Origin of the sequence: Kitasatospora sp. NPDC085879, from assembly GCF_040686255.1 — a bacterium.
Classification (GTDB): Bacteria; Actinomycetota; Actinomycetes; order Streptomycetales; family Streptomycetaceae; genus Kitasatospora.
The window spans coordinates 236,098-262,217 of the sequence record NZ_JBFBJZ010000001.1 but is presented as its reverse complement, the minus strand read 5'-3'; the positions used below and the strand labels follow the sequence as shown (position 1 = coordinate 262,217).

General features: G+C 73.3%; 27 protein-coding genes. 17 read left to right on the top strand and 10 right to left on the bottom strand.

Going from position 1 to position 26,120, the window contains the following annotated elements; translation table 11 throughout:
* Nucleotides 1–7 precede the first annotated feature (7 nt).
* On the bottom strand, nucleotides 8–1,270 hold the full coding sequence (locus AB0P35_RS01150) for a multidrug effflux MFS transporter (RefSeq protein ID WP_363504691.1): 1,263 nt from the start codon (nucleotides 1,268–1,270) through the stop codon (nucleotides 8–10).
* A 124-nt stretch (nucleotides 1,271–1,394) separates the two neighbouring features.
* The gene (locus AB0P35_RS01145; RefSeq protein ID WP_363504688.1) at nucleotides 1,395–1,766 is read right to left on the bottom strand and encodes an ADP-ribosylation/crystallin J1; all 372 of its coding nucleotides are present in this window, start codon (nucleotides 1,764–1,766) and stop codon (nucleotides 1,395–1,397) included.
* Nucleotides 1,767–1,933: 167 nt separating this feature from the next.
* Here AB0P35_RS01145 and AB0P35_RS01140 point away from each other — a divergent pair, with 167 nt between their 5' ends.
* A complete protein-coding gene (locus AB0P35_RS01140; protein WP_363504685.1) occupies nucleotides 1,934–2,950 on the top strand; it encodes a chitinase in 1,017 nt (338 codons plus the stop codon).
* A gap of 47 nt (nucleotides 2,951–2,997) precedes the next feature.
* On the opposite strand, the gene AB0P35_RS01135 is transcribed toward AB0P35_RS01140, so the two are convergent.
* The gene (locus AB0P35_RS01135; RefSeq protein ID WP_363504683.1) at nucleotides 2,998–3,321 is read right to left on the bottom strand and encodes a hypothetical protein; all 324 of its coding nucleotides are present in this window, start codon (nucleotides 3,319–3,321) and stop codon (nucleotides 2,998–3,000) included.
* A 108-nt stretch (nucleotides 3,322–3,429) separates the two neighbouring features.
* Between AB0P35_RS01135 and AB0P35_RS01130 the strand changes: the two genes are divergently transcribed.
* Both AB0P35_RS01130 and AB0P35_RS01125 read left to right on the top strand, forming a co-directional pair.
* Entirely contained in the window at nucleotides 3,430–4,287 is an 858-nt protein-coding gene (locus tag AB0P35_RS01130; protein ID WP_363504680.1) for a carbon-nitrogen hydrolase family protein, read from the top strand.
* A gap of 84 nt (nucleotides 4,288–4,371) precedes the next feature.
* Nucleotides 4,372–5,766 (top strand): class II fumarate hydratase, encoded by a 1,395-nt coding sequence (locus tag AB0P35_RS01125; protein WP_363504677.1) that lies wholly within the window; start codon nucleotides 4,372–4,374, stop codon nucleotides 5,764–5,766.
* An 85-nt stretch (nucleotides 5,767–5,851) separates the two neighbouring features.
* Here AB0P35_RS01125 and AB0P35_RS01120 read toward each other — a convergent pair whose 3' ends face one another.
* Together AB0P35_RS01120 and AB0P35_RS01115 are read right to left on the bottom strand one after the other, a co-directional pair.
* Nucleotides 5,852–6,271, bottom strand: coding sequence for an SPW repeat protein (locus AB0P35_RS01120; RefSeq protein ID WP_363504674.1), 420 nt, complete (start codon nucleotides 6,269–6,271; stop codon nucleotides 5,852–5,854).
* Nucleotides 6,272–6,420: 149 nt separating this feature from the next.
* On the bottom strand, nucleotides 6,421–7,461 hold the full coding sequence (locus AB0P35_RS01115) for a crosslink repair DNA glycosylase YcaQ family protein (protein WP_363504671.1): 1,041 nt from the start codon (nucleotides 7,459–7,461) through the stop codon (nucleotides 6,421–6,423).
* A gap of 96 nt (nucleotides 7,462–7,557) precedes the next feature.
* Here AB0P35_RS01115 and AB0P35_RS01110 point away from each other — a divergent pair, with 96 nt between their 5' ends.
* Nucleotides 7,558–8,124: a PadR family transcriptional regulator gene (locus tag AB0P35_RS01110; protein WP_363504668.1), complete on the top strand. Its 567-nt coding sequence runs from the start codon at nucleotides 7,558–7,560 to the stop codon at nucleotides 8,122–8,124.
* Nucleotides 8,124–9,845, top strand: a complete 1,722-nt coding sequence (locus AB0P35_RS01105; RefSeq protein WP_363504665.1) for an acyl-CoA dehydrogenase family protein — start codon at nucleotides 8,124–8,126, stop codon at nucleotides 9,843–9,845. Before AB0P35_RS01110 ends, AB0P35_RS01105 begins: the two co-directional genes overlap by 1 nt.
* A 49-nt stretch (nucleotides 9,846–9,894) precedes the next feature.
* Here the strand turns inward: AB0P35_RS01105 and AB0P35_RS01100 are convergent, their stop codons facing one another.
* Nucleotides 9,895–11,229, bottom strand: coding sequence for a M28 family metallopeptidase (locus AB0P35_RS01100; protein ID WP_363504964.1), 1,335 nt, complete (start codon nucleotides 11,227–11,229; stop codon nucleotides 9,895–9,897).
* Nucleotides 11,230–11,496: 267 nt separating this feature from the next.
* Between AB0P35_RS01100 and AB0P35_RS01095 the strand changes: the two genes are divergently transcribed.
* The 7 genes from AB0P35_RS01095 (at nucleotide 11,497) to fahA (ending at nucleotide 18,693) form a co-directional block, all read left to right on the top strand.
* A complete protein-coding gene (locus AB0P35_RS01095) occupies nucleotides 11,497–12,387 on the top strand; it encodes a hypothetical protein (RefSeq protein WP_363504663.1) in 891 nt (296 codons plus the stop codon).
* A gap of 36 nt (nucleotides 12,388–12,423) precedes the next feature.
* The gene (locus AB0P35_RS01090) at nucleotides 12,424–12,723 is read left to right on the top strand and encodes an antibiotic biosynthesis monooxygenase (RefSeq protein ID WP_363504660.1); all 300 of its coding nucleotides are present in this window, start codon (nucleotides 12,424–12,426) and stop codon (nucleotides 12,721–12,723) included.
* Nucleotides 12,724–12,788: 65 nt separating this feature from the next.
* Entirely contained in the window at nucleotides 12,789–14,078 is a 1,290-nt protein-coding gene (locus tag AB0P35_RS01085; RefSeq protein WP_363504657.1) for a phosphoribosyltransferase family protein, read from the top strand.
* Nucleotides 14,079–14,243: 165 nt separating this feature from the next.
* The gene (hppD, locus tag AB0P35_RS01080; protein WP_095872346.1) at nucleotides 14,244–15,452 is read left to right on the top strand and encodes a 4-hydroxyphenylpyruvate dioxygenase; all 1,209 of its coding nucleotides are present in this window, start codon (nucleotides 14,244–14,246) and stop codon (nucleotides 15,450–15,452) included.
* Between the two features lie 27 nt (nucleotides 15,453–15,479).
* Nucleotides 15,480–16,679, top strand: coding sequence for a cupin domain-containing protein (locus AB0P35_RS01075; protein WP_363504654.1), 1,200 nt, complete (start codon nucleotides 15,480–15,482; stop codon nucleotides 16,677–16,679).
* A complete protein-coding gene (locus tag AB0P35_RS01070; RefSeq protein ID WP_363504651.1) occupies nucleotides 16,676–17,488 on the top strand; it encodes a hypothetical protein in 813 nt (270 codons plus the stop codon). The genes AB0P35_RS01075 and AB0P35_RS01070 overlap by 4 nt, the downstream gene beginning before the upstream one ends.
* Nucleotides 17,485–18,693 (top strand): fumarylacetoacetase, encoded by a 1,209-nt coding sequence (fahA, locus tag AB0P35_RS01065; RefSeq protein ID WP_363504648.1) that lies wholly within the window; start codon nucleotides 17,485–17,487, stop codon nucleotides 18,691–18,693. Before AB0P35_RS01070 ends, fahA begins: the two co-directional genes overlap by 4 nt.
* Before the next feature lie 54 nt (nucleotides 18,694–18,747).
* Here fahA and AB0P35_RS01060 read toward each other — a convergent pair whose 3' ends face one another.
* Nucleotides 18,748–19,356, bottom strand: coding sequence for a hypothetical protein (locus AB0P35_RS01060; RefSeq protein WP_095872349.1), 609 nt, complete (start codon nucleotides 19,354–19,356; stop codon nucleotides 18,748–18,750).
* Between the two features lie 81 nt (nucleotides 19,357–19,437).
* Between AB0P35_RS01060 and AB0P35_RS01055 the strand changes: the two genes are divergently transcribed.
* The 3 genes from AB0P35_RS01055 to AB0P35_RS01045 all read left to right on the top strand — a co-directional run bounded on the left by AB0P35_RS01055 (nucleotide 19,438) and on the right by AB0P35_RS01045 (nucleotide 22,289).
* Nucleotides 19,438–20,463 carry an enoyl-CoA hydratase/isomerase family protein gene (locus tag AB0P35_RS01055; protein WP_363504645.1) on the top strand — a complete coding sequence of 342 codons (1,026 nt, stop codon included), beginning with the start codon at nucleotides 19,438–19,440 and terminating at the stop codon, nucleotides 20,461–20,463.
* A 106-nt stretch (nucleotides 20,464–20,569) separates the two neighbouring features.
* The gene (locus AB0P35_RS01050; protein ID WP_363504642.1) at nucleotides 20,570–21,346 is read left to right on the top strand and encodes an enoyl-CoA hydratase; all 777 of its coding nucleotides are present in this window, start codon (nucleotides 20,570–20,572) and stop codon (nucleotides 21,344–21,346) included.
* Nucleotides 21,347–21,458: 112 nt separating this feature from the next.
* Nucleotides 21,459–22,289 (top strand): VWA domain-containing protein, encoded by an 831-nt coding sequence (locus AB0P35_RS01045; RefSeq protein ID WP_363504639.1) that lies wholly within the window; start codon nucleotides 21,459–21,461, stop codon nucleotides 22,287–22,289.
* Here the strand turns inward: AB0P35_RS01045 and AB0P35_RS01040 are convergent.
* The 3 genes from AB0P35_RS01040 to AB0P35_RS01030 all read right to left on the bottom strand — a co-directional run bounded on the left by AB0P35_RS01040 (nucleotide 22,279) and on the right by AB0P35_RS01030 (nucleotide 25,085).
* The gene (locus tag AB0P35_RS01040; protein ID WP_363504636.1) at nucleotides 22,279–24,135 is read right to left on the bottom strand and encodes an NAD-binding protein; all 1,857 of its coding nucleotides are present in this window, start codon (nucleotides 24,133–24,135) and stop codon (nucleotides 22,279–22,281) included. The two genes, AB0P35_RS01045 and AB0P35_RS01040, sit on opposite strands and share 11 nt — an antisense overlap.
* A gap of 61 nt (nucleotides 24,136–24,196) precedes the next feature.
* A complete protein-coding gene (locus tag AB0P35_RS01035) occupies nucleotides 24,197–24,343 on the bottom strand; it encodes a hypothetical protein (protein ID WP_363504633.1) in 147 nt (48 codons plus the stop codon).
* Between the two features lie 118 nt (nucleotides 24,344–24,461).
* Nucleotides 24,462–25,085 (bottom strand): LysE family translocator, encoded by a 624-nt coding sequence (locus tag AB0P35_RS01030; RefSeq protein ID WP_095872353.1) that lies wholly within the window; start codon nucleotides 25,083–25,085, stop codon nucleotides 24,462–24,464.
* 122 nt (nucleotides 25,086–25,207) lie between these two features.
* Between AB0P35_RS01030 and AB0P35_RS01025 the strand changes: the two genes are divergently transcribed.
* Nucleotides 25,208–25,684 carry an Lrp/AsnC family transcriptional regulator gene (locus tag AB0P35_RS01025; protein ID WP_363504630.1) on the top strand — a complete coding sequence of 159 codons (477 nt, stop codon included), beginning with the start codon at nucleotides 25,208–25,210 and terminating at the stop codon, nucleotides 25,682–25,684.
* A gap of 133 nt (nucleotides 25,685–25,817) precedes the next feature.
* Nucleotides 25,818–26,078 (top strand): Prokaryotic metallothionein, encoded by a 261-nt coding sequence (locus AB0P35_RS01020; protein ID WP_095875323.1) that lies wholly within the window; start codon nucleotides 25,818–25,820, stop codon nucleotides 26,076–26,078.
* The last annotated feature ends 42 nt before the right edge of the window (nucleotides 26,079–26,120 follow it).

Below are 26,120 nucleotides of genomic sequence, written 5' to 3'. Positions count from 1 at the left end.
GGCGCGGTCAGGGGGTCGGAGACGCCTGCCACGGCCGGCAGAAGACCAGGAACGCCACCAGCGACAGCACCGCGCTGCCCAGCACCACCACCCCCAGCAGCACCGCGGACGGCTCCCCGCCCGCACTGCTGAGCGGCGCCACCACCGCGCCGCACAGGAAGGTCCCGAGGCCGAGCAGGGCCGAGGCGGAGCCGGCCGCGTGCGGGGCCATGGTCAGCGCCTGGGCCGCCGAGTTGGGGCCGACCATGCCCATCGAGGCCATCAGCAGGCACATCGCCGGGCAGACCGCCGCCAGCCCGAGGTCCCAGACGCCGGTGAAGAGGGTGAGGGCGAATCCGGCCACCACCGCGAGCAGCAGGCCGAGCAGCATCAGCGAGGCGGGCCGCAGCCGGCTGACCAGCACCCGGCCGTTGAGCTGGGTGGAGGCCATCAGGGCGACCGAGTTGACCGCGAAGAGCAGGCTGTAGGTCTGCGGCGAGACGCGGTAGACCTCCTGCAGGACGGTGGAGGAGCCGCTGACGTACGCGAAGAGCGCGCCGAAGGCGAAGGTGCTGGTGAGCACGTACCCGACGAAGCGGCCCTCGCGGAGCAGTCCGCCGATGGCGCCCAGGGTGGTGGCCAGGCCGCCTCGGTGGCGGCGCTCCGGGGGCAGCGACTCCTCCAGGGCGAGCGCGGCGAGCAGGGCGAGGACGGCGCCGAGCGCGGCGAGCACCGCGAAGGTGCCGCGCCAGTCGGTGACGTGCAGCAGTTGGGCACCGAGCACCGGGGCGACGATCGGGGCCAGACCGGAGATCATCGCCAGTGAGGCCATGAAGCGGATCATCGCCACGCCCTCGTACCGGTCGCGGGCCACCGCGCGGGCGATCACCAGCCCGGCCGCGCCGGCGGCGCCCTGCACGAAGCGGGCGGCGACCAGCACGGGAACGCTGGGGGCGAGCGCGCAGACCAGAGTGGCGAGCGCGTACGCCGCGATGCCGGCGAGCAGCGGTCGGCGGCGGCCGTGCCGGTCGCTCAGCGGACCGAAGACGAGTTGGCCCGCGGCCATGCCGAAGAGCTGCCCGGTGAGGGTCAGTTGGACGGCGGGTGCGGTGGAGTGCAGATCCGCGGTGAGCGAGGGCAGCGCCGGCAGGTAGAGGTCGGTGGTGAACGGGCCGAGCGCGACGAGGCCGCCGAGAACGGCGACGGTGGCGCGGCCGGGCGGCGCGGCGGTGGCGGCGCCGGCGGCGGGTGCGGTCCGCTCGCCGCCGGCGTCGACGGTCGGGCCTGCCATGGAGCTCCTCGGGGGTGGTCGTACCTGCTCGGACCTGCACGGGCCTGCGTGGACATGCACCGGCCTGCTCGGGCGCAGCCGGCCGCGGGTGCCGGGACTCGTACCGTAACCCGGCGTGCTCGGCTCAGGCGCGGGCGGCGTCCGGCCGATCGGCGGCACCGAAGGTGCGGACGACCTCGATGGGGCCGACGATGTGCCGGTTGAACTCCGCCAGTTCCTCGGCGGGCACCCAGAGTTCGAGGATGGTCTCGCCGCCGGCCTGCCGGACGGGGAAGCGCTCCAGGTAGGCGCTCTCCACCTCGAACCGGGTGACGTAGCCGGCACCCGAGGCGGGCACGTTCCACTCCCGGGCGATCCGGACCGCGTAGTCCTCGTTGAGCACGGGGTAGAAGATCGGCTGCTCCGGCAGGCGGGGCGGCCAGGCACGCCACCCGGAGGCCTCCACGAGCGCGAGCTCCTGCGGGCCGGTCGGGCGCCAGAGGGTGGTGGTCTGCATACCGCCGACCGTATCGGTCGGCGGTGACGCCGGGCGACGCTTTTTCGGCCTTCAACTTCCCTTAAGGCACCGCCTCTTGATGTGCACACACGGGGCTGCTTTGCTGGGCGTCCGCCGTTAGGAAACTTTCCTGACGATCTGCGTCACCCCGCAACGAACGGAGGACCATGCCCTCGCACGCCCTGAAGCGCGGCCCCGCCCGCCCGCTGCTCGCGCTCGCCGCCGCCGCCGCACTCGCCGCCGGCGCCTTCGCGCTGGCGCCGGCCGGACAGGCCGCGACCGTCGCCGCAGCCGACCCGGTGGGGCTCAACGCCCCGTACGAGTACCTGGGTTGGGGCAGTCCACAGAAGCCGACCGATGTCATGGCGGCCACCGGGGTCAAGCAGTTCACGCTGGCCTTCATGCTCAGCGACGGCGGCTGCAACCCCAAGTGGGACGGCACCCGGCCGCTGACCGGCGGCAGCGACCAGAGCGCGATCAACGCGATCCGCGCCGCGGGCGGGGACGTGGTGATCTCCTTCGGCGGCTGGAGCGGCAACAAGCTGGGCGAGAAGTGCACGTCGGCGAGCGCCCTGGCGGCCGCTTACCAGAAGGTGATCGACGCCTACAAGCTCAAGGCGATCGACGTGGACATCGAGAACACCGAGGTGGCGAGCGCCGCCGTCCGGCAGCGTGTGATCTCGGCGCTGAAGACGGTCGAGAGCAAGAACCCGGGCATCCGCACCTACCTGACCTTCGGCACCACGCCCACCGGACCCGACGCGAACGGCCAAGACCTGATCAAGAGGGGCGCCGCGGCCGGGCTCGCCCTGGACGGCTGGACGATCATGCCGTTCGACTTCGGCAGCCACAGCGGCTCGATGGGCAGCGTCTCCACCAAGGCCGCCGACGGCCTGCAGAAGGCGGTGGCGAGCGCGTACGGCTACGACAGCGCGACCGCGTACCGGCACATCGGCATATCCTCGATGAACGGGAAGACCGACGAGGCCGACGAGACCGTCTCCACCGGCGACTTCACCACCATGCTGAACTACGCCAAGGCGCACCACCTGGCCCGGTTCACCTTCTGGGCGGTCAACCGGGACCGGGCCTGTCCGTCCGGCACCCCGGCGGGCGACTCCTGCAGCGGGATCTCCCAGTCCGGGTACGCCTTCACGAAGATCGTCGCCGGCTACCACGGCTGATCCGGCGTCCTTGATGCCCCGGAGCGCGGCTCCGGGGCATCAGGGGCTCAGCGCGGGGCGATCATCGCCGCCTCCGCGAAGTTGTCCCAGTGGGCGGCCGCACCGAGCGGGATGCAGGCCCAGTCCTTCATCGGCCGGCCGCCCATCGGGTCGAACAGGTGGGCGCCGGGCAGCCGCAGCGCCTCGGCGAGGGCGGGCGTGTCCCGGCCCAGCCGGCAGACCAGCTCGTCCGAGTGCAGACCGGCGAAGGCCTTGCCCGCGGTGTCCTTGAGGCAGGGCATGCCGAACATCTTCGACTGGGTGGCGCCGCGCGGGGCGAGCTCCTCGGCGATCTCCGCGTACCGCGCGGTCGGGTCCGGTCCGTCCGTCATGGCGCCATGGTGGCACCGGGTCCGTTACCGCGGCGCGCGCCACGCGGGCCGGCCCGGACCGGCCGGGCCCTTGAGCGCGGACGGCCCGCCATGTAAGGATTGAGGCCCGTGAGCATCCCTGTACACGCGCTTCCCGCCTCCTCGCTCTGCGTCGCCGTGGCGCAGGCCCCGCTCGTCCCGCTGGACATCGCCGCGAACGCCGCCACCGCGGCCGGCCTCGTCCGGCGGGCCGCCGAGCGCGGCGCCCGGCTGCTGCTGCTCTCCGAGCTCTTCCTGACCGGCTACGAGACCACCGGGATCGCCGCCGACCCGGACACCCTGACCGTCGCCCCGGACGACCCGCGGCTCGCCCCGCTGGCCGAGGCCTGTGCGGAGACCGGCACCGCGGTGGTGGTCGGCGCCCCCGTCCGCGACGAGGAGACCGGCGCGCTGCACATCGCCGCCCTCGCCCTGGACTCCACCGGCCGGCTCGCCGCCGTCTACCGCAAGCAGTTCGCCACCCCCAACGAGCGCGCCGCGGGCTTCTCCGCCGGCAGCGGCGGCTGCACCCTGGAGCTGGACGGCTGGCGGCTCGGCCTCGGTGTCTGCTGGGACTCCGGCTTTCCCGAGCACGCCCGCGCCGCCGCGCTGGACGGCGCCCACGCCTACCTGGTGGGCGCCCTCTTCGGGACCGGCCCCGGCGCCCACCAGCGTCGCACCGTCTTCCCCGCCCGGGCGCTCGACAACACGCTGTACGTGCTGCTGGCCAACCACATCGGCCGCTCCGGCCCGTACACCGGCTGCGGCGGCAGCGCCGTCTGGGGCCCGGACGGGTACCTGCTGTCGGAGGCCGCCGAGGACGCTCCCGAGCTGCTGACCGTCGTCCTCGACCCTGCCGTCCTGGCCCGCGCCCGCACCGAGGACCCGGTCCTCGTCCAGCCCGGCCTGACGGCCGCCCCGGCCCGCACCACCGCCACCCTGGCCTGAACCGGAGCCCGATACGGGCGCGCGCGGCGGGCCACGGAATTCCCGGGCCCGCCGCGCGTTGTGCTGTGCAGGAGGTGTCCCACCATGGGCGACGAGGAGCAGTTCCGCATCGAGCACGACTCGATGGGCGAGGTCCAGGTGCCGGCGGCCGCCAAGTGGCAGGCGCAGACACAGCGTGCGGTGCAGAACTTCCCGGTGTCCGGCCAGCGGCTGGAGCGGGCGCACATCGCGGCACTGGCCCGGATCAAGGCCGCCGCGGCGAAGGTCAACGCGGAGCTGGGCGTGCTGGACGCGGAGGCGGCGGAGGCGATCGTGCAGGCCGCCGAGGAGGTGGCGGAGGGCCGCTGGGACGACCAGTTCCCGGTGGACGTCTTCCAGACCGGCTCCGGCACCTCGTCCAACATGAACACCAACGAGGTGATCGCCACCCTGGCCTCGGAGCGGCTCGGCCGGCCGGTGCACCCCAACGACCAGGTGAACGCCAGCCAGTCGTCCAACGACGTGTTCCCCTCGTCGATCCACATCGCGGCGACGGGGGCCGTCACCGGTGACCTCGTCCCCGCGCTGGAGCACCTGGCGGCCGCCCTGGAGCGCAAGTCCGCCGAGTTCGCCGAGGTGGTCAAGTCGGGCCGGACGCACCTGATGGACGCCACGCCCGTCACCCTCGGCCAGGAGTTCGGCGGGTACGCGGCGCAGGTCCGGTACGGCGTGGAGCGGCTGCGCGCCGCGCTCCCCCGGGTCGCCGAACTGCCGCTCGGCGGCACGGCGGTGGGCACCGGCATCAACACCCCGCCGGGGTTCTCGGCCGCGGTGATCGCCGAGGTCGCCCGGGCCACCGGGCTGCCGCTGACGGAGGCACGCGACCACTTCGAGGCCCAGGGCGCACGGGACGGGCTGGTCGAACTCAGCGGCCAGCTGCGCACGGTGGCGGTCGGCTTCACGAAGATCGCCAACGACCTGCGGTGGATGGGCTCCGGCCCGCGCACCGGCCTCGGCGAGCTCAACCTGCCTGACCTGCAGCCCGGTTCGTCGATCATGCCGGGCAAGGTGAACCCGGTGATCCCCGAGGTGGTGCTGATGGTGGCCGCCCAGGTGATCGGCAACGACGCGACCGTCACGGTGGCCGGGGCGAGCGGCAACTTCGAGCTCAACGTGATGCTGCCGGTGATCGCCCGCAACGTCCTGGAGTCGGTGCGGCTGCTGGCGTCCGCGGCCCGGCTGCTGGCCGACCGCACGGTGGACGGGCTGACCGCGAACGCCGAACGGGCCCGGGAGTACGCCGAGTCCTCGCCCTCGGTGGTGACCCCGCTGAACCGGTACATCGGCTACGAGGAGGCGGCGAAGGTGGCCAAGCAGTCCCTGGCCGAGCGCAAGACGATCCGCCAGGTGGTGCTGGAGCGCGGCTACGTGGAGCGCGGCCTGCTGACGGAGGAGCAGCTGGACGAGGCGCTGGACGTGCTGCGGATGACCCGGCCCTGACGGAACCTTCGACCGCGGCGGGACGGTCGACGGGTGCGGACCGTTCGGTCCGCACCCGTCGTTTCGCTGTCCGTGTCGGTCTCCGTCATCCGCGGCTCCTGCCCATCCTCGAGGACGTGCCGGTCAAGGTCATGGCGATGGCGGCGCCGGCCAGGCAGGCCATCACACCGCCGGTCACGCAGTTGGTCCAGATCGTCCGGTAGAAGGCCTGGTCCCCGACGGTCGCCCAGGGCGCGACGATCGTCCAGACGCCGATCGCCGCCGCGGCCCAGGCACGTGCGTGGGTGCGCTCGAAGGCGGTGGCGTACCCGCCCATCAGGAAGGCGAAGGCGAGGCCGCAGATCAGGTTGCTCAGGGTCACGCCCTGGATGCCACCCGCGGCGGGGAAGAGGGCGAAGCCGACCACCCAGGGAGAGATCGCCAGGAAGAGTCCGGCGACCACGCAGAGCGCCTCGACGCCCTGCGCGAGCATCGTCGAGGTGACGCGCTCGTAGTGTTCACGCATTGCAAGGATGTCCGGATGACGCTCCATACCCGGAAGCTGGGTCGACACCGGGAACCACCTCCAAGGTCCGTGACAAGGCGGGCGATTGCCCTTTACCCATTGTGTCCCTTATATAACCTTTACGCCCGATTATTACCCATTTGCCGCTCTCAGGCAGGTCGATCGACCAGGAGCTCCACGTCGACCTGGAGGAACGCCCCCACCGCGGCGGTCTCCGCGGCCAGGCCCTCCCGCACCGCGGCCGACAGCGGCGCGAAGGGCTCGACCACCAGCGCGCCCTTCTCCCGCCGCCAGACGCCGAGCACCCGGCCGTCCGCCACCAGCGCCGGCTTGACGATCCCGCCGCCCGCGTTGATCCGCCGGGCGAACTCCGGCGGCAGCATGGCGTCCCGGTCCCGGTAGCCGATCACGAAGTTGTCGTACGCACCGAGCAGCCGCACCGTCGGCGGACCGGCCGGCGGCGGCTCGACGCCGGGCACCGTGAACAGGCCGGGCGCCGCCTCCACCGCCCCGGCCGCGGCCACGGCGCGCCGGGCCTCGCGCAGCGGCAGGCCGGACCAGAGCGCGAAATCGGCCGCCGCGGCCGGGCCGAAGGCGGCCAGGTAGCGGCCGGCCAGCTCGGCCGCCGGGTCGGCGGGGGCCGGACCGCCCGCGGGCAGCGGCACGTACCCGGGCTCGCGCGGTGCCACGTCGGCGCCCCGGCAGAGCACCCCGTGCGCCGTGGCGAAGCCCATCAGATGCGCCGGGGCCTGCCCCTTGGGCTCGATGCCCAGCCCCTGCCCGTTCAACAGCCGGACCAGCTCGGCGCGGCTGCGCGGCACGTCCAGCAGGTCGGGCAGCAGGTCCAGGGCGCGGGCGCAGACCTCCTCGGTCAGCCCGAGCTCGCGGCGGCGCCGGGCCCCGGCGGCCAGGTTGCGGTCGGCGAACAGCCCGAGCATCCAGCGGGCGTCGGCGGCCGGCACCAGGTGCAGCGTGCCGCGCATCAGCGCCAGCACCACCGTCTCCCCCGCGGCGAGCGCCCGCCCGGGCTCGGCCGGGTCCGCCACCCCGCGGGCCCGCAGTGCCAGCCGGGCCGCCGGCGCGTCCTGCGCCTGCACGCCCGCCGACGCCCGGGCCGCCATCGCGGCCCGCCCGCTCGGCCGGCCGAACTGTGCGTGCATCCGCCGCAGCAGCAGCTCCTCCTCGTCCATCCGGCCATTCTTCCGCGGCCGGTCCCGCGTGAGGTGCGTCTCACCCGGACGCGCCCGCATTGCCTATGCAACTCGTTGCATAGCAGGATTGTGGGCATGGCACTGGAGCACGCGATCCTCGTCTCCCTCCTGGAGCAGCCCGGGTCCGGTTATGAGCTGGCCCGCCGGTTCGACCGCTCGATCGGGCGCTTCTGGACCGCCACCCACCAGCAGATCTACCGGGTGCTGCGGCGGATGGAGGCGGACGGCCAGGTCGCCGTGGAGGAGGTCGCCCAGGACGGGCGGCCGGACAAGAAGGTGTACTCGGCGACGGCGGTGGGCCGGCGCGTCCTGGTCGGCTGGCTGCGCGAGCCGGTCGAGCCGGAGACCGTCCGGCACGAGCTGGCCGTGAAGATCCGGGCCGCCGCCTTCGACGACCCGGCCGCGCTCGTCCCCGAGGTCGAACGGCACCGCGCCGAGCACGCCGCCCTGCTCGCCCGCTACCTGACCGGTGAGCAGCGGGACTTCCCCGATCCGGACGCCCTCGACGCCCAGCAGCGCCTCCAGCACGTGGTGCTGCGCGGCGGCATCGAGTACGAGCGGATGATCCTCGCCTGGCTGGACGACGTGCTCGCCACCCTGCACCGCCTGCAATCCCCGCCACCCTCGACCCCTGGGACCTGATGATGCAGCTGTTCAACCCGCGCTCGTACGACCCGGCGCAGTTCGACGACACCACCCGCCGGCTGCTGCGTGCCACCGTCGACTGGTTCGAGTCGCGCGGCAAGAAGGCGCTGATCGACACCTACATCGACCGCAGCTGGTACGCGGACTTCCTGGAGTTCGCCGCCAAGGAGGGCCTGTTCGCGGAGTTCCTGACGCCGTCCTCGGCGGACCCGGCGAAGCGCTGGGACACCGCGCGGATCGCCGAGCTCAACGAGATCCTCGGCTTCTACGGCCTGGGCTACTGGTACACCTGGCAGGTCACCATCCTGGGCCTCGGCCCGGTCTGGCAGAGCGAGAACGAGGCGGTCCGCGCCCGCGCCGCGCAGCTGCTCGCCGAGGGCCACGTGATGGCCTTCGGCCTGTCCGAGCGCAGCCACGGCGCGGACATCTACTCCACCGACATGGTGCTCACCCCGGACGCCGAGGGCGGCTTCACCGCGACGGGCTCCAAGTACTACATCGGCAACGGCAACGTGGCCGGCCTGGTGTCGGTCTTCGGCCGCCGCTCCGACGTCGAGGGCCCGGAGGGCTACGTCTTCTTCGCCGCGGACAGCCGGCACGAGGCGTACCACCTGGTCAAGAACGTGGTGAACGCGCAGATGTACGTCAGCGAGTTCCGCCTGGAGGAGTACCCGGTGCGCGCCGAGGACGTGCTGCACACCGGCAAGGCCGCCTTCGACGCCGCGCTGAACACCGTCAACGTCGGCAAGTTCAACCTGTGCACCGCGTCGATCGGCATCTGCGAGCACGCGATGTACGAGGCCGTGACGCACGCCGACAACCGGGTGCTGTACGGCAAGAAGGTCACCGAGTTCGCGCACGTGAGGCGGGAGTTGACCGACGCCTACGCGCGCCTGGTCGCGATGAAGCTGTTCAGCGCCCGGTCGGTCGACTACTTCCGCACCGCCTCGCCGGAGGACCGCCGCTACCTGCTGTTCAACCCGATGACCAAGATGAAGGTCACCACCGAGGGCGAGAAGGTCATCGACCTGATGTGGGACGTCATCGCGGCCAAGGGCTTCGAGGCGGACACCTACTTCGACAAGGCCGCCAAGGACATCCGCGGCCTGCCGAAGCTGGAGGGCACCGTCCACGTCAACCTGGCGCTGATCCTCAAGTTCATGGGCAACTACCTGTTCGCCCCGGCCGAGTTCGCGCCGGTGCCGAGCCGGCTGGACGCCGCGGACGACGCCTTCCTGTTCCAGCAGGGCCCGGCCCGTGGCCTCGGTGCGATCCGCTTCCACGACTGGCGCACCGCCTACGACGCGCACGCCGCCGTGCCGAACGTGGCCCGCTTCCGCGAGCAGGCGGACGGCCTGTGCGCGCTGCTGCTGGCCCACGCGCCGAGCGCCGAGCAGCAGCAGGACCTGGACTTCCTGCTGGAGATCGGCCAGCTGTTCGCGCTGGTCGTCTACGGCCAGCTGGTGCTGGAGCAGGCGGAGCTGACCGGCCTGACCGCGTCCAACGAGGGCGGGGACGTCCTGGACCAGATCTTCGACGCCCTGGTGCGGGACTTCTCCGCGCACGCCACCGAGCTTCACGGCAAGTCCTCGACCACCGAGGAGCAGGCCGCCTGGGCGCTGGCCCACGTCCGCCGCCCGGTGGCCGACGCGGAGCGCGCCGCCCGGGTCTGGGCGAAGGTCGAGTCGCTCTCCGGCGCCTACGAGATGCAGCCGTAACGGCGAAGGAGGGGGTGCCGCCTCTCCGGCACCCCCTCCACCCTGCCCGTCAGAAGGTCAGTTTCCAGCTGTCGATCGTCCCGATGTCCTGCGCGGCCACGTCCTGCACCTTCAACTTCCAGGGGCCGTTGGCGACTTCGCCGGAGGCGTTGACGGTGTAGGTGGTGATCACGTTGTCGGCCGAGTCGTTGGAGCTGGAGTTCTTCAGCCGGTAGGTGCTGCCGTCCGGCGCGACCAGGTCGATCACCAGGTCGCCGCGCCAGGTGTGCTTGATGTCCACGCCCACCTGGAGGGCGGCGGGCGCGTTGCCGGACACGCCGGAGACGGTGATCGAGGAGGTCACCGCGGCGCCGGCGTCCGGGATCGCGACGTCGGCGGTGTTCTCGAAGACCGTGCCGGGCGGCGGGGCGGTCTCGGTGCCGAGGGTCCAGATCGCGTGCGCGATGGCGTCGCTCATCCGGTCCAGCGCGGTGTCGTTGATGTTCGCGCTGGTGTCGCAGGAGGAGTGGTAGCAGCGGTCGAAGGCCTGGCCCGCGGTGCCGCCCCACTTGCTCGCCTGCGCGCTGGTCTTGGTGTAGTCGGCGCCGCTGAACAGGCCGCCGACGGGGATGCCGGCGTTCTTGAACGGCGCGTGGTCGGAGCGCCCGTCGCCCTCGGTCTCCGGCTCGGTGGCCACGCCGATGCCCGAGAAGTACGTCTTGAAGAGGGTGTCCAGCTTGGTGTCGTCGTCGTAGACGAAGTAGCCGGGGTTCGGCGAGCCGATCATGTCGAAGTTGAGGTACGCCTCGATGCTCGAACGCTCGCCGCTGGAGAGGCCGTTGACGTAGTTCTTGGACCCGACCATGCCGTACTCCTCGGCGCCCCACCAGCCGAACCGCAGGTGCTTGGTGGGCTGCAGACCGGCCCGCGAGACGGCGAGCGCGACCTCGAGGATGCCGGCCGAGCCGGAGCCGTTGTCGTTGATGCCCGGGCCACCGGTGACGGAGTCCAGGTGGGAGCCGGCCATCACCACGTGGGAGGTGTCACCGCCCGGCCAGTCGGCGATCAGGTTGTAGCCGGTGGCGCCGTTGTAGCTGAAGGTCTTCAGCGCCGTGGTGTAGCCGGCCGCGTCCAGCTTGGCCTTCACGTAGTCGATCGAGGCCTTGTAGCCGGCCTTGCCGTGCGCCCGGTTGCCGCCGTTGGCGGTGGCTATGGACTGCAGCTGGGCGAGGTGCGCCTTGACGTTGGCGACCGGGATGTCGGGGGCGGCCGCGAGGGCCGGGGCGGGCCGCGCGGACGCGGCGGGGACGAGCAGCGTCGCGGCAAGGGCTGCGGCTGCGACGGCGGCCAGGGCGGCGGGACGGCGCAGGCGGGGTCGCCGCTGCGCACGCCGGTGGGCATGCAGGGACACGTAGGACTCCGGATTCCGGTGGGGCAGAACGGGACCTGACGGTGCGGCCGCCCGGTGGGGTGGGGGTGGGCGACCGTTAACTTGACGCGCTCATGATGATCAGGCTTCGGTAAAGTCACCGTCAAGAGGCCGTCAGGTAAAGGCCGTTCGCCTGACGCCCGTTCACCGCCGCGCCCCCGGACGGAGCAGCAGCGGGCGCCGGTCCGGCCCCGGCCCGGCACAGTGGCCAGGAGTGCCCCCTGTTGCGAAAGGCCCGCCGGCATGCCGCCCAACCCGCGCCCCCACCCGATCCGCCGTCTGCTCGCCGCCGCCCTGCTGGCCACCGCCCTGCTGCCGGCGGCCCCGGCCGCCGCCGCCCAGCACCTGCGTACCGTCTACGGGCGGCCCGTCCCGTTGGGCGACGGCGCCGCCCACGCCTACGCCCGGCTTCGCGGGGACAAGCCCGTGGAGATCGGAGTCGCCCTGACCCGCGGCTCGCTGGACGATCTGCCCACCGAGCCGGCCGACGGCAAGCACTGCTTCGACCGCGACGGCGACGGCACCATCGACCCGATGCACGAGTGCGCCGGCGGCCACGAGTACGCGCTGGCCCTGCCCCGGGCCCTGCGCGGCCTGCCCGGCATCCCGCTGACCTTCGCCATGCTCAACTGGGACCCGGCCGGCCACGGCCCGCCGAAGGTCTACGACCGCCCGCACGTCGACGTGCACTTCTACCTGCAGTCCGACCGGGAGCGGCAGGCGATCCGCCCCGGCCCGTGCGGCGCCCTGGTCAACTGCGACGACTACGCCACCGCGACCCGGCCGCTGCCGCCCGAGTACCTGCCCGCCGACTACACCGACAAGGGCATCGTCCAGGTCGCCATGGGCAACCACCTCACCGACCTCACCGGCGAGGAGTGGCACGGGCAGGGATTCACCCGCACCTTTGTGTACGGCACCTACGACGCCAGGATCACCTTCCTGGAGCCGATGATCACGCTGGCCACGCTGAAGGCCGCCGAGAGCGCCGATCCGGCCGACGCCTGCCGGCCGGTGAAGCAGCCGCAGGCCTGGCAGGTGCCCGGCTGGTACCCGCGCGCCTACTGCGTCCGGCACTCCGCCGAGAGCGGTGAGTACACGGTGTCGCTGGAGGACTTCGCGCGGCACAGCTGATCACCGCCGTCCCACCCGCCCAGACCTGGAGGTCCCATGCCGCCCGTCGGACTGCTCGCCCGCATCGAGGCCAAGCCGGAGCACGCCGAGGAGGTCGCCGAGCTGCTGCTCGCAGCCCTGCCGATGGCGGTGGAGGAGGTGGACACCCGGACCTGGTTCGCCTTCCGCGAGAGCGAGACGGTGTTCGGCATCTTCGACACCTTCGACGACGCACAGGGCCGCGAGTACCACCTGCAGGGCCGGATCGCCGCCGCCCTGATGGAGGCCGTGCCCCGCCTGCTCGCCGCCCCGCCCGACATCCGCTACGTGGACCTTCTGGCGGCGGCGCTGCCGTAGCCGCCCCCGGCATCCCCTGATCGATGCGCTCCGCGGACGTACGGTGGACAGGGAGAGGCGCAGCCATGTACTACCCCGACCGCGAGGAAGCGGGCCGCCGGCTGGCGGCCGAACTGCAACGGTGGCGCGGGGCCGACCCGGTCGTGGTGGCCCTGCCGCGCGGCGGCGTCCCGGTCGCCGCACCAGTGGCCCGGGCGCTCCGCGCGCCGCTGGACATCTGTGTGATCCGCAAGCTGGGCGTGCCCTTCCAGCCGGAGCTCGGCATGGGCGCGATCGGCGAGGACGGCGCCCGGGTCGTCAACGACGCGGTGGTGCGCAGCGCCCGGGTCACCCACGAGCAGATCGCCGAGGTCGAGCGGCAGGAGCGCGCCGAGCTGGAGCGCCGGGCCGAGAAGTACCGCCGGGGCCGCGCGCCCGTCGCGCTGACGGGCCGCACGGTGATCGTGGTGGACGACGGGGTGGCCACCGGCTCGACCGCACTGGCCGCATGCCGGATCGTCCGCGCCCGGGGCGCCGCCCGGGTGGTGCTGGCGGTGCCGGTGGCGCCGCAGGACTGGGCCGCCCGGCTCGGCAAGGACGTCGACGAGCTGGTCTGCCCGCACACCCCGGCCCGGTTCTGGGCGATCGGCGAGTTTTACGCCGACTTCTCGCAGACCTCGGACGCCGAGGTGATCGCCCTGCTCGACGAGGCCGCCGAGCGGCAGCGGGAGCCGGAGGACCCGGAGATCACCCTGGAGGTGGGCGGCGTGGAGCTGCTCGGGGTGCTGACCCGGCCGCAGGACGCGCTGGGCCTGGTGCTGTTCGCGCACGGCAGCGGCAGCGGCCGGCTCAGCCCGCGCAACCGGTACGTGGCGGGCGAGCTCAACCGGGCCGGGCTGGCCACCCTGCTGTTCGACCTGCTCACCCCCGCCGAGGAGATCGACCGGGTGAAGGTCTTCGACACCGAGCTGCTCGGCGGCCGGCTCGCCGCGGTGACCCGTCTGATCGCCGCCCGGCCGGACTGCGCCGGGCTGCCGGTCGGCTACTTCGGCGCGAGCACCGGCGCGGCGGCCGCACTGCGGGCGGCCGCCGAGCCGGACCTGCGGGTGGCCGCGGTGGTCTCCCGCGGCGGCCGGCCCGACCTGGCCACGGACCGGCTGGCCGAGGTGACGGCACCGACGCTGCTGATCGTCGGCGGTGCGGACCGCACGGTGCTGGAGCTGAACCGGCAGGCCGAGGCGCGGCTGCGGGCCGGGACGGCGCTGGCGGTCGTCCCGGACGCCGGCCATCTCTTCGAGGAGCCGGGCGCGCTGGAGGCGGTGGCCGCGCTGGCCGCGGAGTGGTTCGCCGAGCACCTCGCGCCGGTGCCCCGATGAGTGGGCAATCCGTACAGCCCGGAGGAACCCCACCTGCTCACCTTGTACACATTGATCAGTGGAATCCGCAGCTGTTGCCCAACCCCCTGACCGGAGGCAAGCTCTGCGCAACCGCTACCGCCCGACCCTTCGCGGTGCGGAGTACCTCAACGTGGAGGATTACCGATGACCGCCAACGCCGTGGAACTCACCCCCGCCGAGCTGGAGGCCGGCCTCGACGCCGAGCAGCTCCGCACGCTCGTCGGCCTGGTCGAGCACGACCCCGCGGGCGACCCCTTCCCGGTCACCGCGCAGGACGCGGTGGTCTTCGTCGTCGGCAACGCCACCCAGACGGCGCAGTTCTACCAGGCCGTGTTCGGCATGGAGCTGGTGGCCTACTCCGGTCCGGAGACCGGCCGCCGCGACCGCAAGGCGTTCGTGCTGCGCTCCGGCTCCTGCCGCTTCGTGATCAAGGGCGGTGTCTCCCCGGACAGCCCGCTGCTGGACCACCACCGCCGGCACGGCGACGGCGTGGTCGACCTGGCGCTGGTGGTGCCGGACGTCGACAAGTGCATCGCGCACGCCCGCGCCCAGGGCGCCACGGTCCTGGAGGAGCCGAACGACGTCTCCGACGAGCACGGCACCGTCCGCCGCGCCGCGATCGCCACCTACGGCGAGACCCGGCACACCCTGATCGACCGCTCCCGCTACACCGGCCCGTACCTGCCCGGCTACGTCGTCGCCGAGACGAGGGTGCAGCGGCCCGAGGGCGCGCCGAAGCGGCTGTTCCAGGCGCTGGACCACGCGGTCGGCAACGTGGAGCTCGGCCGGATGGACGAGTGGGTCTCGTTCTACAACCGGGTCATGGGCTTCGTGAACATGGCCGAGTTCGTCGGCGACGACATCGCCACCGAGTACTCCGCGCTGATGTCCAAGGTCGTCGCGAGCGGCAACCACCGGGTGAAGTTCCCGCTGAACGAGCCGGCGATCGCCAAGAAGAAGTCGCAGATCGACGAGTACCTGGAGTTCTACACCGGTGCCGGCTGCCAGCACATGGCGCTCGCCACCAACGACATCCTCACCACCGTCGACGTGCTGCGCGCACGCGGCGTGGAGTTCCTCAACACCCCGGACTCCTACTACGACGACCCGGCGCTGCGCGAGCGGATCGGCAAGGTCCGCGTCCCGATCGAGGAGCTGAAGAAGCGCGGCATCCTGGTCGACCGCGACGAGGACGGCTACCTGCTGCAGATCTTCACCAAGCCGATCGGCGACCGGCCGACCGTCTTCTACGAGTTCATCGAGCGCCACGGTTCGCTGGGCTTCGGCAAGGGCAACTTCAAGGCGCTCTTCGAGGCCATCGAGCGCGAGCAGGACAAGCGCGGAAACCTCTGACCCACCCCCTGACGAGGAGACCGGGACATGGCGCACTACCGGCAGCTGGGCGACATCCCGCCCAAGCGGCACACCCAGCACCGCACACCCGAGGGCGGGCTGTACTACGAGGAGTTGATGGGCGAGGAGGGATTCTTCTCCGACTCCTCGCTGCTCTACCACCGGGGCATCCCCTCGGCGATCGTGGACGCCCGTCCGTGGGAGCTGCCGAACCAGGCCACCACGCCCAACCTTCCGCTGATCCCCCGCCACCTGAAGCTGCACCAGCTCTTCGGCGAGGACTGGAAGGGTGTCGACGTGGTGGCCGGGCGCCGCCTCGTCCTCGGCAACGGCGACGTGCGGATCTCGTACGTGGTCGCGGGCGCGCCGAGCGAGCTGTACCGCAACGGGCTCGGCGACGAGTGCGTGTACGTGGAGGACGGCGAGGCCACCGTCGAGACCGTCTTCGGCTCGCTGGAGGTCGGCCGCGGCGACTACGTGATCATCCCCCGGGCCACCACGCACCGCTGGGTGCCCACCGGCGACGGGCCGCTGCGCGCGTACTGCATCGAGGCGAACAGCCACATCACCCCGCCCAAGCGGTACCTGTCCCGGTTCGGGCAGCTGCTGGAGCACGCGCCGTACTGCGAGCGGGACCTGCGCGGGCCGGTCGGGCCGCTGCTGGTCGAGGGCGCCGACGTCGACGTGCTGGTCAAGCACCGCGGCTCGACCGGCGTGGTCGGCACCCGCTACACCGTGCCGCACCACCCGTTCGACGTGGTCGGCTGGGACGGCTGCCTCTACCCGTACGCCTTCAACATCGAGGACTTCGAGCCGATCACCGGCCGGATCCACCAGCCGCCGCCGGTGCACCAGGTCTTCGAGGGCAACAACTTCGTCATCTGCAACTTCGTGCCGCGCAAGGTGGACTACCACCCGCTGTCGATCCCGGTGCCGTACTACCACTCCAACGTGGACAGCGACGAGGTCATGTTCTACTGCGGCGGCAACTACGAGGCCCGCAAGGGCTCCGGGATCGGCCAGGGCTCGATCTCGCTGCACCCCGGCGGCCACACCCACGGCCCGCAGCCGGGCGCGTACGAGCGGTCCGTCGGCGTCGAGTTCTTCGACGAACTCGCCGTCATGGTGGACACCTTCAAGCCGCTGGAGCTCGGCGAGGGCGGCACCGCGAGCGAGGACCCGGGCTACGCCTGGACGTGGTCCGGCGGACGGGGGCCGGGCCGGTGAAGGCGCTCTTCGCGGGACTCTTCGACGACGCCGCGCTCTTCCCGCCCGGCGACCTGCCGCTCGCCGAGGCGGTGCCGGCCCACCGCGGCCACCGCACCGCCTGGTACGCGCCGGCGGTCGGCCCGTTCCTCTGCGGCCCCGGCCGGCTGGCCGACCTCCTCGCCACCGCCGGCACCGGCCCGCTGCCGGTCGGGCTGGTGCTGCCGCAGGGCGGCCCCGGCCCGGCCGAGGCCCTGAAGGCGGCCGCCGGGCTGGACGTGGTGGGCATCGAGATCGCCACCGCCGACGTCGCCGCCACCGTGGCGCAGCTGGCCGCCGAACTGCCCGAGGGCGTCGACGCGGCCGTCGAACTACCGCGCGGCGGACGGCCGGAGGACACGCTGGACGCCCTGGCGGGCACCCCGTACCGGGCGAAGTACCGCACCGGCGGGCTCACCGCCGAGGCCTTCCCGCCGGTCGGCGAGCTGGCCGCCTTCCTGGTCGGCTGCGCCGAGCGGGCGCTGCCGTACAAGTGCACCGCGGGCCTGCACCACGCCGTCCGGCACACCGACCCGCGGACCGGGTTCGAGCACCACGGGTTCCTCAACGTGCTGCTCGCCGCGGCCGCGGGCGACCGGGCCGGTGCGGTGGAGGCGCTGAACGAGCGATCGGCGACCGTCGTCGCCGCCGCCGTCACCGCCCTGACGGACACCCAGGTGGCGGCCGCCCGGCGGTCGTTCACCTCCTTCGGCACCTGCAGCATCGCCGAACCCCTCGACGACCTGGCCGGCCTCGGCCTGCTCAGCCCACCCCCGCTGGAGGACCGTTGACCTGGCTCGACATCCCGCAGGACTCCCCCTACGGCATCCGCAACCTGCCGTACGGCGTGTTCAGCGCGAACGACCAGCCCGGCCGGCGCCGGATCGGCGTCCGGATCGGCGAACACGTGCTGGACGCCGGGGCGGCCGCCCGCGCGGTCGGCGCGCCGTCCGTGCTGCTGGACGCCGACACCCTCAACCCGCTGATGGCGGCCGGCCACCGCACCTGGCGCGAGGTCCGCGGCGCGCTCACCGAGTGGCTCACCGACGAGGCCCACCGCCCGGCGGTCGGCCCGTGCCTGCTGCCGCTCGCCGAGGTCGAACTGCACCTGCCGTTCGAGGTCGCGGACTACGTCGACTTCTACGCCTCCGAGCACCACGCGTCCAACCTGGGCCGGATCTTCCGCCCCGGTTCGGAGCCGCTCACCCCCAACTGGAAGCACCTGCCGATCGGTTACCACGGCCGGGCCGGCACCGTGGTGGTCTCCGGCACCCCCGTGGTCCGTCCGAACGGGCAGCGCAAGGCCCCGGCCGACCCGGCGCCGGGCTTCGGCAAGTCCCGCCGGCTGGACATCGAGGCCGAGGTCGGCTTCGTCGTCGGCGCCCCGAGCGTACTCGGCACCGCCGTCCCGATGGCGGCCTTCCGCGAGCACGTCTTCGGCGTCTGCCTGCTCAACGACTGGTCCGCGCGCGACATCCAGGCCTGGGAGTACGTGCCGCTCGGCCCCTTCCTCGGCAAGTCCTTCGCCACCTCGGTCTCCCCGTGGGTCGTCCCGCTGGACGCGCTGGAGCACGCCCGGGTCGCCCCGCCCGCCCGCGACGTCGAGCCGCTGGAGTACCTCGACGACCGCGGCGGCGAGCCCTGGGGCCTGGACCTCGCCATCGAGGTCCGGCTGAACGGCCACCCGATCTCCCGGCCGCCGTTCGCCGCGATGTACTGGACGGCCGCGCAGCAGCTCGCCCACATGACGGTCAACGGCGCCTCGCTGCGCACCGGCGACCTGTTCGCCTCCGGCACCGTCAGCGGCCCCGAGCCGGAGACCCGCGGCGCCCTGATCGAACTCACCTGGAACGGCGAGCACCCGATCAAGCTCCCGGACGGCTCCGCCCGGACCTTCCTGGAGGACGGCGACGAGGTGGCCATCACCGCCACCGCCCCCGGCCCGGACGGCACCCGGATCGGTTTCGGCGAGGTCGTCGGCCGGATCGTGCCCTGACAGCCGCTCCGTCCGACCGTTCCGCCCGGCCGCCCGCTTCCCGGCCCGCCCCGCTCAGCCGGGGTGGACGGGGCAGGCGACCGGGCGGAACGGCTTGCGCGGGCCGTTCACCGGGCGCAGCTCGGCCTGCCAGCGGTCGTCGATCACCCCGCGGGTGAGCCGGAACAGCTGGTTGTCGCCGCCGGCCAACCGGCCCCGGTAGGCGGCCACCGCGGCGTCGTCGTCCAGCACCGCCAGGGCGACGCCCTCGACGAAGCAGATCGGGCAGCCGTCGGACAGCCGCACCGAGGCGCCCGCAGGGTCGTCCGTCACCCCCTGCACCAGGACCGTGCCGAACGGCGCCACCGCCAGCACCACCAGCCGCGGCCCGTCCGGGCGCCCGGCCGCGGCCAGGATCTCCCGGTGCAGGTCGGCCGGGGCGGCGAGCCGGATCCGGCTCAGCACCGCCACCGCGAGGGCGATCTGCAGCAGCGCCAGCGCCAGCACCACGAAGGTGAACGGCACCAGCCAGCCCGCCCCCGGTCCGAGCCCCCGCCACAGCGCGACCGCGCCGACCACCACGATCAGCGCCATGCTGCCCGCGTTCGGGCCGCGCCGGAACGTCGTCCGCCCGAGCAGCAGCACCAGCGCCGCCGCGAGGGCGATGTCCAGAAAGGTCCCCATGCCCGCCCCTCCCCACCGGTTCCGCCGACCGGTCACCCGTATCGTTTCCCTCGGCACGGCCTTCGAGACGGGAGCAGCGGAATGAGTGTGCAGGTCCGGCGGGACGGCAGGGCGGGACGGATCGTCCTGGACCGGCCGAGGGCGCTGAACGCGCTCACCCACGGCATGCTGCTGGAGGTCCGCGACACCCTGCTGGCCTGGGCCGACGACGACACCGTCGGCACGGTGGTGCTCACGGGCGCCGGCGAGCGCGGGTTGTGCGCGGGCGCCGACATCCGGGTGCTGCACGACGACGCGCTGGCGGGCGGGGCCGGTGCCCGGGTGTTCTTCGCCGACGAGTACCGGCTGAACCACCTGATCTCCCGCTACCCCAAGCCGTACGTCGCCGTGATGGACGGCATCACCATGGGCGGCGGCGTCGGGCTCTCCGCGCACGGCGCCGTCCGGGTCGTCACCGAGCGGTCCACCGTGGCCATGCCGGAGACCAGGATCGGCCTCATGCCGGACGTCGGCGGCAGCCGGCTGCTCGCCCTCGCCCCTGGCGGGCTCGGCACCCACCTCGGCCTCACCTCCGCCTCGATGGGCCCGGGCGACGCGCTGCTCTGCGGCTTCGCCGACCACTTCGTGCCGGCCGCCGCGCTGGAGGCCTTCACCGCGGCGCTCGCCGAGGCCGACCCCGCCGAGGCCGTCGCCGCGTACGCCGCCGAACCGCCCGCCGCCGGCCTCGCGGGGCAGCGCGCGTGGATCGACCACTGCTACGCGGCCGACACCGTGGAGGAGATCCTCGACCGGCTCGACGCCGCGGGCGAGCCCGCCGCCGCGTCCGCCGCCGACGAGATCCGCGGCAAGTCGCCGACCGCGCTCAAGGTCACCCTGGCCGCGCTGCGCCGCGCCCGCGGCCACCGCAGCCTCGGCGAGACCCTGGAGCAGGAGTACGTGATCTCCTGCGCCGCGCTGGACTCGCACGACCTGGTGGAGGGCATCCGCGCCCAGGTGGTCGACAAGGACCGCAACCCGCAGTGGAAGCCGGCCGCGCTCGCCGACGTCACGGACGAGGACGTGGCGCGGTTCTTCACGCCGACCGGCGACCCGCTCGGTCTGGGGTGACGACCGTCTCGCCTGGCGAGACTGGCGCACCGACCGGTCGGTCGGAGATCGTATCCACCGTCAGGACGCGCGCCGAGCGGCGGCGCAGCGAAGGGAGTCAACGACGATGACCGAGTACGAGACGATCCTGGTGGACCGCAAGGGCCGGGTCGGCATCATCACGCTCAACCGGCCGAAGGCGCTCAACGCGCTGAACACGCAGCTGATGAACGAGGTCGTGGCCGCCGCCACCGCCTTCGACCGCGACCCGGAGATCGGCTGTCTGGTCGTCACCGGCTCGGAGAAGGCCTTCGCGGCCGGCGCCGACATCAAGGAGATGCAGGGCAACCGCTTCCCCGACGTCTACCTGGACGACTGGCTCGGCCCCTGGGACCGGCTCGGGCAGCTCCGCAAGCCGGTGGTCGCCGCGGTCGCCGGCTTCGCGCTCGGCGGCGGCTGCGAGCTCGCCATGCTGTGCGACATCCTGATCGCCGCGGACACCGCGAAGTTCGGCCAGCCGGAGATCAAGCTCGGCGTCATCCCCGGCATCGGCGGCTCGCAGCGGCTGACCCGCGCGGTCGGCAAGGCCAAGGCGATGGAGCTGTGCCTGACCGGCCGGATGATGGGCGCCGAGGAGGCCGAGCGGGCCGGCCTGGTCTCCCGGATCGTCCCCGCCGCCGACCTGCTCACCGAGGCGATGGCCGTCGCGGAGACCGTCGCGGAGATGTCGGCGCCGGCCGCGGTGATGATGAAGGAGAGCGTCAACCGCGCCTTCGAGACCACCCTCGCCGAGGGTGTCCGCTTCGAGCGGCGGCTCTTCCACGCGGCCTTCGCCACGGCGGACCAGAAGGAGGGCATGGCCGCCTTCGCCGAGAAGCGCAAGCCCGAGTTCCAGGGCCGCTGACGGCCCGTCGGCCCCGCCCGGCCCGAACCGGCCCCGGCGTGCGATCCATTGCGCACCGGGGCCGCTGCCTGCGACGATCGCCTCTCGTACCGCAGGCAGGGGGGTTCCGACCATGTGGATGTTCTTCCGCCGGCGCAGACGCGGCACGGCCGCACCGACCGCCGGCCCGGCAGCCGCGCAGCCGCCGCAGGCCCCGGCCCGGCCGACCGCCCCGGCGCGGGCCGGCGCGGGCCCGGCGATCAGCCTCGACAAGCTCCAGGCCGCCGCACCCGCCCTGGTGTCGCTCTACAAGACCGCCGGTGTCTCGCTGCGCAAGCAGGGCCTGGACGGCCGCCGGGCCGCCGTCTACCTGGTGCTCGACCACTCCGCCTCGATGAGCGGCCTCTACCGGGACGGCTCCGTGCAGCGCCTCGCCGAGCAGTCGCTGGCGCTCTCCGCCAACCTGGACGACGACGGCACCGTCCCGGTGGTGCTCTTCAACGACCGGGCGTACGAGCCGCAGGAGGTCCGGATCGGTCGGCACGACGGCGCCGTGCAGCAGGTGCGGGCGGCGGTCGACGCGAAGTTCGGCGGCACCCGCTACGCCCCGGCGATGAAGGCCGTACTGAAGCACTACAAGGAGTGCGGGGCGACCGACCCGGCCTTCGTCATCTTCCAGACGGACGGTGCCGCGTTCGACAGGAAGGACGTCCAGGCGCTGCTGCGGTCCTCCTCCCAGCTGCCGGTCTTCTGGCAGTTCCTGGGCTTCGGCGAGCACGACGCCAAGCACTTCACGTTCCTCCGCTCGCTGACCGGCCTCGACGGCCGGGCCACCCCGAACGCCGGCTTCTGCGCCACCGGCAAGCACCCGCGCTCGCTCGCCGACGACGCCCTCTACGGGCGACTGCTGGCCGCCTACCCCGGGTGGCTGGAGGCGGCGAAGGCGGCCGGCGTCACGGACTGACCGCCGGCGGCTCCGGGCTGCTCTGCGGTTCCGGGCCGGTCCCCGGCTCCGGGCTTCGCGGCGGGGGCGGGGCGGGCGCCGGAGCGCCCGGCGGGACGGGGGTCGCCAGCCGGGCCAGGCCGCTGCGGGTGGCGGCGACCACGATCCGGTCGCCGGCCTGCAGCCGGTGGGCCCGGTCGGCGAAGTTCCACTGCAGGTCGGCCGGGCGGCGGGCGAGCCGGACGGCGAGCACCCGGACGCCACCGGGCTGCTCGATGCCGTGCACGTCCTGGCCGGCCAGGCCGGAGGTGGCGTCCACCGCGACCTCGGCGATCAGCAGCACGTGCCGGTACACCGACAGGGTGCCGAGCACCTCACGACCCATCAGCGCAGCGGCGAAGGCCGGTGCGGAGAGGTAGGAGACCGAGCGGGAGGCGACGTTGCCGAGCGTCGCGTAGACGTGGTGCGCGAAGTCGTCGTCGAAGAGCCGGACGACGATCCGCATGTCCGGCCGGACGGCCCTCGCCTCCAGCGCGGCCTCCAGGTTCGCCGCGTCGTCGCTGGTGACGGCCGCCAGCGCGCGGGCCTTGTGGATCCGGGCCCGGCGCAGCTGACTCTCCAACGGGGCGTCGCCGACCAGCACCGGGATGCCCCGCGCCCGGACGGCGGCGATGCCGCGGGCCTGCGGGTCGCGCTCGACACAGACCACCGGCACGCCGGTCTCCTGCACCAGGGTGGCCACCCGGATGCCGACGCTACCGAGGCCGACCACGACGACGTGGCCGCGCACCCCCGCGCTCGGGGCACGCGGCACCCCGCGGCGGCCGCTGGCCAGGGCCTCCACCACGACGGCGGTGGCGACCGGCATGAAGGTGATGCCGCAGAAGGTGATGACCACCTGGGCGGCCCTGGCCCAGATCCCGCCGGGCCCGGTCTGCCCGGGATCGTCCGGCTGGGCCGCTCCGGCGAGGTCGAGCAACGCGAGGTAGACCGTCCAGCCGAGGTCGCGGTGGGCGAGGTAGAGGACGGCGGTGCTGAGCAGCACGGCGGCGAAGGCGGTGCTCAGCACCAGCCGCATCCGGACGCCGGTGACGTAGCGGAGCGCGTCCAGCAGGGACCAGCGCAGCCGCGAGGTCCACGGGATGCCCAGCGGGGGTTCGGAGGCGAGGGCCTGCAGGGCGGCGAGGCCGTCCTGGCCGCCGGGCGGGACGGGTGGCACGGAGGGGTCGGCGCCGGGCGGCCCGTTGTCGCCGAATCTTCGGGCCAGTGCGATGAATTCGGCGGCCCGGCCGGCGGTCTCCGGCAGCAGCCGCAGCCGGGAGAGGTCCTGCCGGTCGATCCGGTCGGCGACCAGGCAGAGCCGGCCCTCGCCGATGTCCCCGTCGTACGCGATGTACAGGTACCGCCCGTCGACGGGAACGGAGTGGGGGCGGCCGAGGACGCCGTTGGCGAAGGCCGGGGCGGCGGTGGCGGAGCCGGAGAGCGCCGCGCAGTTGGGCAGCAGGCGTTCGATGTGCTCGCCGAGCCGCTGGTTGAACATCCGCAGGACGACCCGGATACCGGGGTTGGCGCCCTGCGCGGTCAGCGCGGCATGGATGTTCTGCTGGTCGTCGCCGTCGACCAGGGCGATGCCGAGCGCGCCGGCGACCCCGGCGGCCCGCAGCGCCTCCTCGGTCACCGCCCCGTACTCCAGCACGGCCGCGACGCCGGGCAGCCGCCCGATCCGCGGCCCGTGGTCGCGTTCGCGGTCCGGCACCACGGCGACCACCGGTACCTCGTACTGCTCCGTCAGCTCCGCCACCAGGCGGTGTGCCAGCGCATTGCCCCCGCACACGATGTAGTGCCCGCGGTGCCCGTCCCCTGTCATACCGGTGAAGCGTATGCGCAGAACCCGTCCGCCGGGCGGCTTGCAGGTGTCTGACGTGTGATCAGTTCCGGTTTCTGCCGCCCGGTTCGATGCCCTCGGCCGGGACGCCGTCCAGCATCCGCGGCCCGAGGTCCCGGGCGAGGCCCGCGAGCACCTTGTGCGCGGACCGGTAGTGGTGTGGCCGGGGGCCGTTCTCCACGGTGTCCATGCGCGGAAGTACGCCGATCGCACCCGGCGCGTTCCCCCGGCGGCAGGTACGGCGCCACGGGCCGTCTGCAGTTGACGGCCAGTCACCATGGCCGGGGCCACAGTCTCCCGATCGGGGGTCAGGCGGTGGCGGTGACGCCGGCGACGAGGAGCAGGAGGACGGAGGAGACGGCGGTCATGCGGCGGGCGGCGGTGGGGGTGGAGCCGAGGGTGGTGCGGGCGCGGCCGGCGACGAGGGCGACGGCGGCGTAGACGAGGGCGCAGCTGAGGACGTTGACGGCGCCGAGGGCGAGGATCTGGCCGCCGACGGGGAGGGTGGCGGCGGGGTCGACGAACTGCGGGACGAGGGAGAGGTAGAGCAGCAGGCCCTTGGGGTTGAGGAGGGCGGTGAGGACGCTCTGCCGCAGGACGGTCCGGGCGGGTTCCGGGCGGGACTCGGGGAGGCGGCCGCCGTCGCGGCGCAGGGAGAGCAGCATGGTGACGGCGAGCACGGCGAGGTAGGCGGCGCCGGCCCAGCGGAGGGTGGGCAGGGCGGCGGGGACGGCGCGCAGGGCGGCGGCGAGTCCGGCGGCGGAGAGCAGAGTGTGGACGGTGTAGCCGGCGCAGACGCCGGCCACCGCGAGGAGCGCGGCGCGGCGGCCCTGGCCGAGCCCGCGGGCGGCGATGAGCAGCCAGTCGGGTCCGGGGGTGCAGACCAGCAGGAGGTCCACTCCCAGGAAGAGGAGCAGGGCGTGTGCGTCCATGGGTGTTCGGTGTTCTCCGCGGCCGTGGGTCGGGTGTCGGTAACCGAAGGTAGCCGGACGGGCGGAGCAGCCGATGACCTGTTTGCGCAGTTCAGCGGGATGGTTTGGCAGAATATTGCGTCATGGACCGCACTGACCGCAGAATCCTCCACGAGCTCCAGCAGGACGGCCGGCTGACCAACGCCGAGCTGGCCGACCGGGTCGGCCTGACGCCGTCGCCGTGCCTGCGCCGGGTGCGGCAGCTGGAGCAGTCCGGGGTGATCCGCGGGTACCGGGCGATGCTGGACGGCCCGGCGGTCGGCCGGGGCTTCCAGCCGTTCGTGACGGTGGTGATGCGGCACGAGGACCGGGCGACGGTGGCCGAGTTCGAGCAGCGGGTGGCCGAGCTGCCGGAGGTGGTGGAGGCGCACCGGCTGTTCGGGGACCCGGACTACCTGCTGAAGATCGCGGTGGCCGACGTCGCCGCGTACGAGCGCTTCATCACCGACGTGCTGTCCGGGCTCCCGGGGATCGCCCAGGTCAATTCGCTGATGACGATGAAGCGGGTGAAGGAGGACGCGGGCCTGCCGGTGCTGCCCGCCGGAGCCGGCCGCGGCTGAGGGTGCCGGTACGGATCCGCCCGTGCGGGTGGTGTCCGGCCGCCGTTCGGCAGCCTTGCGATTGCCGCCTCCGCGGACCGGCCGGACACTCGGAAAGGCCCGCGAACACGGACGACGGAACGAGGTGGAGACCATGGCGGTCTGCGTGGTGTGCAAGAACGACTACTGGCTGTCCTTCGAGATCAAGACGGTCAGCGGCGACACGTACACCTTCGACAGCTTCGAGTGCGCGATGGAGAAGCTCGCGCCGCGCTGCGAGCACTGCAGTGTGCGGATCGTCGGCCACGGGGTGGAGGTGGCCGGGATGTTCTTCTGCTGCGGCAACTGCGCGCGGGCCAACGGCGGTCTGGGCGACCAGATCCGCGACGCGGTCGGCGCGCACCCGGGCGGCTGAGCCGCGGGGCCCGGCCGCCGTCGGCAGGACGGCGGCCGGGCA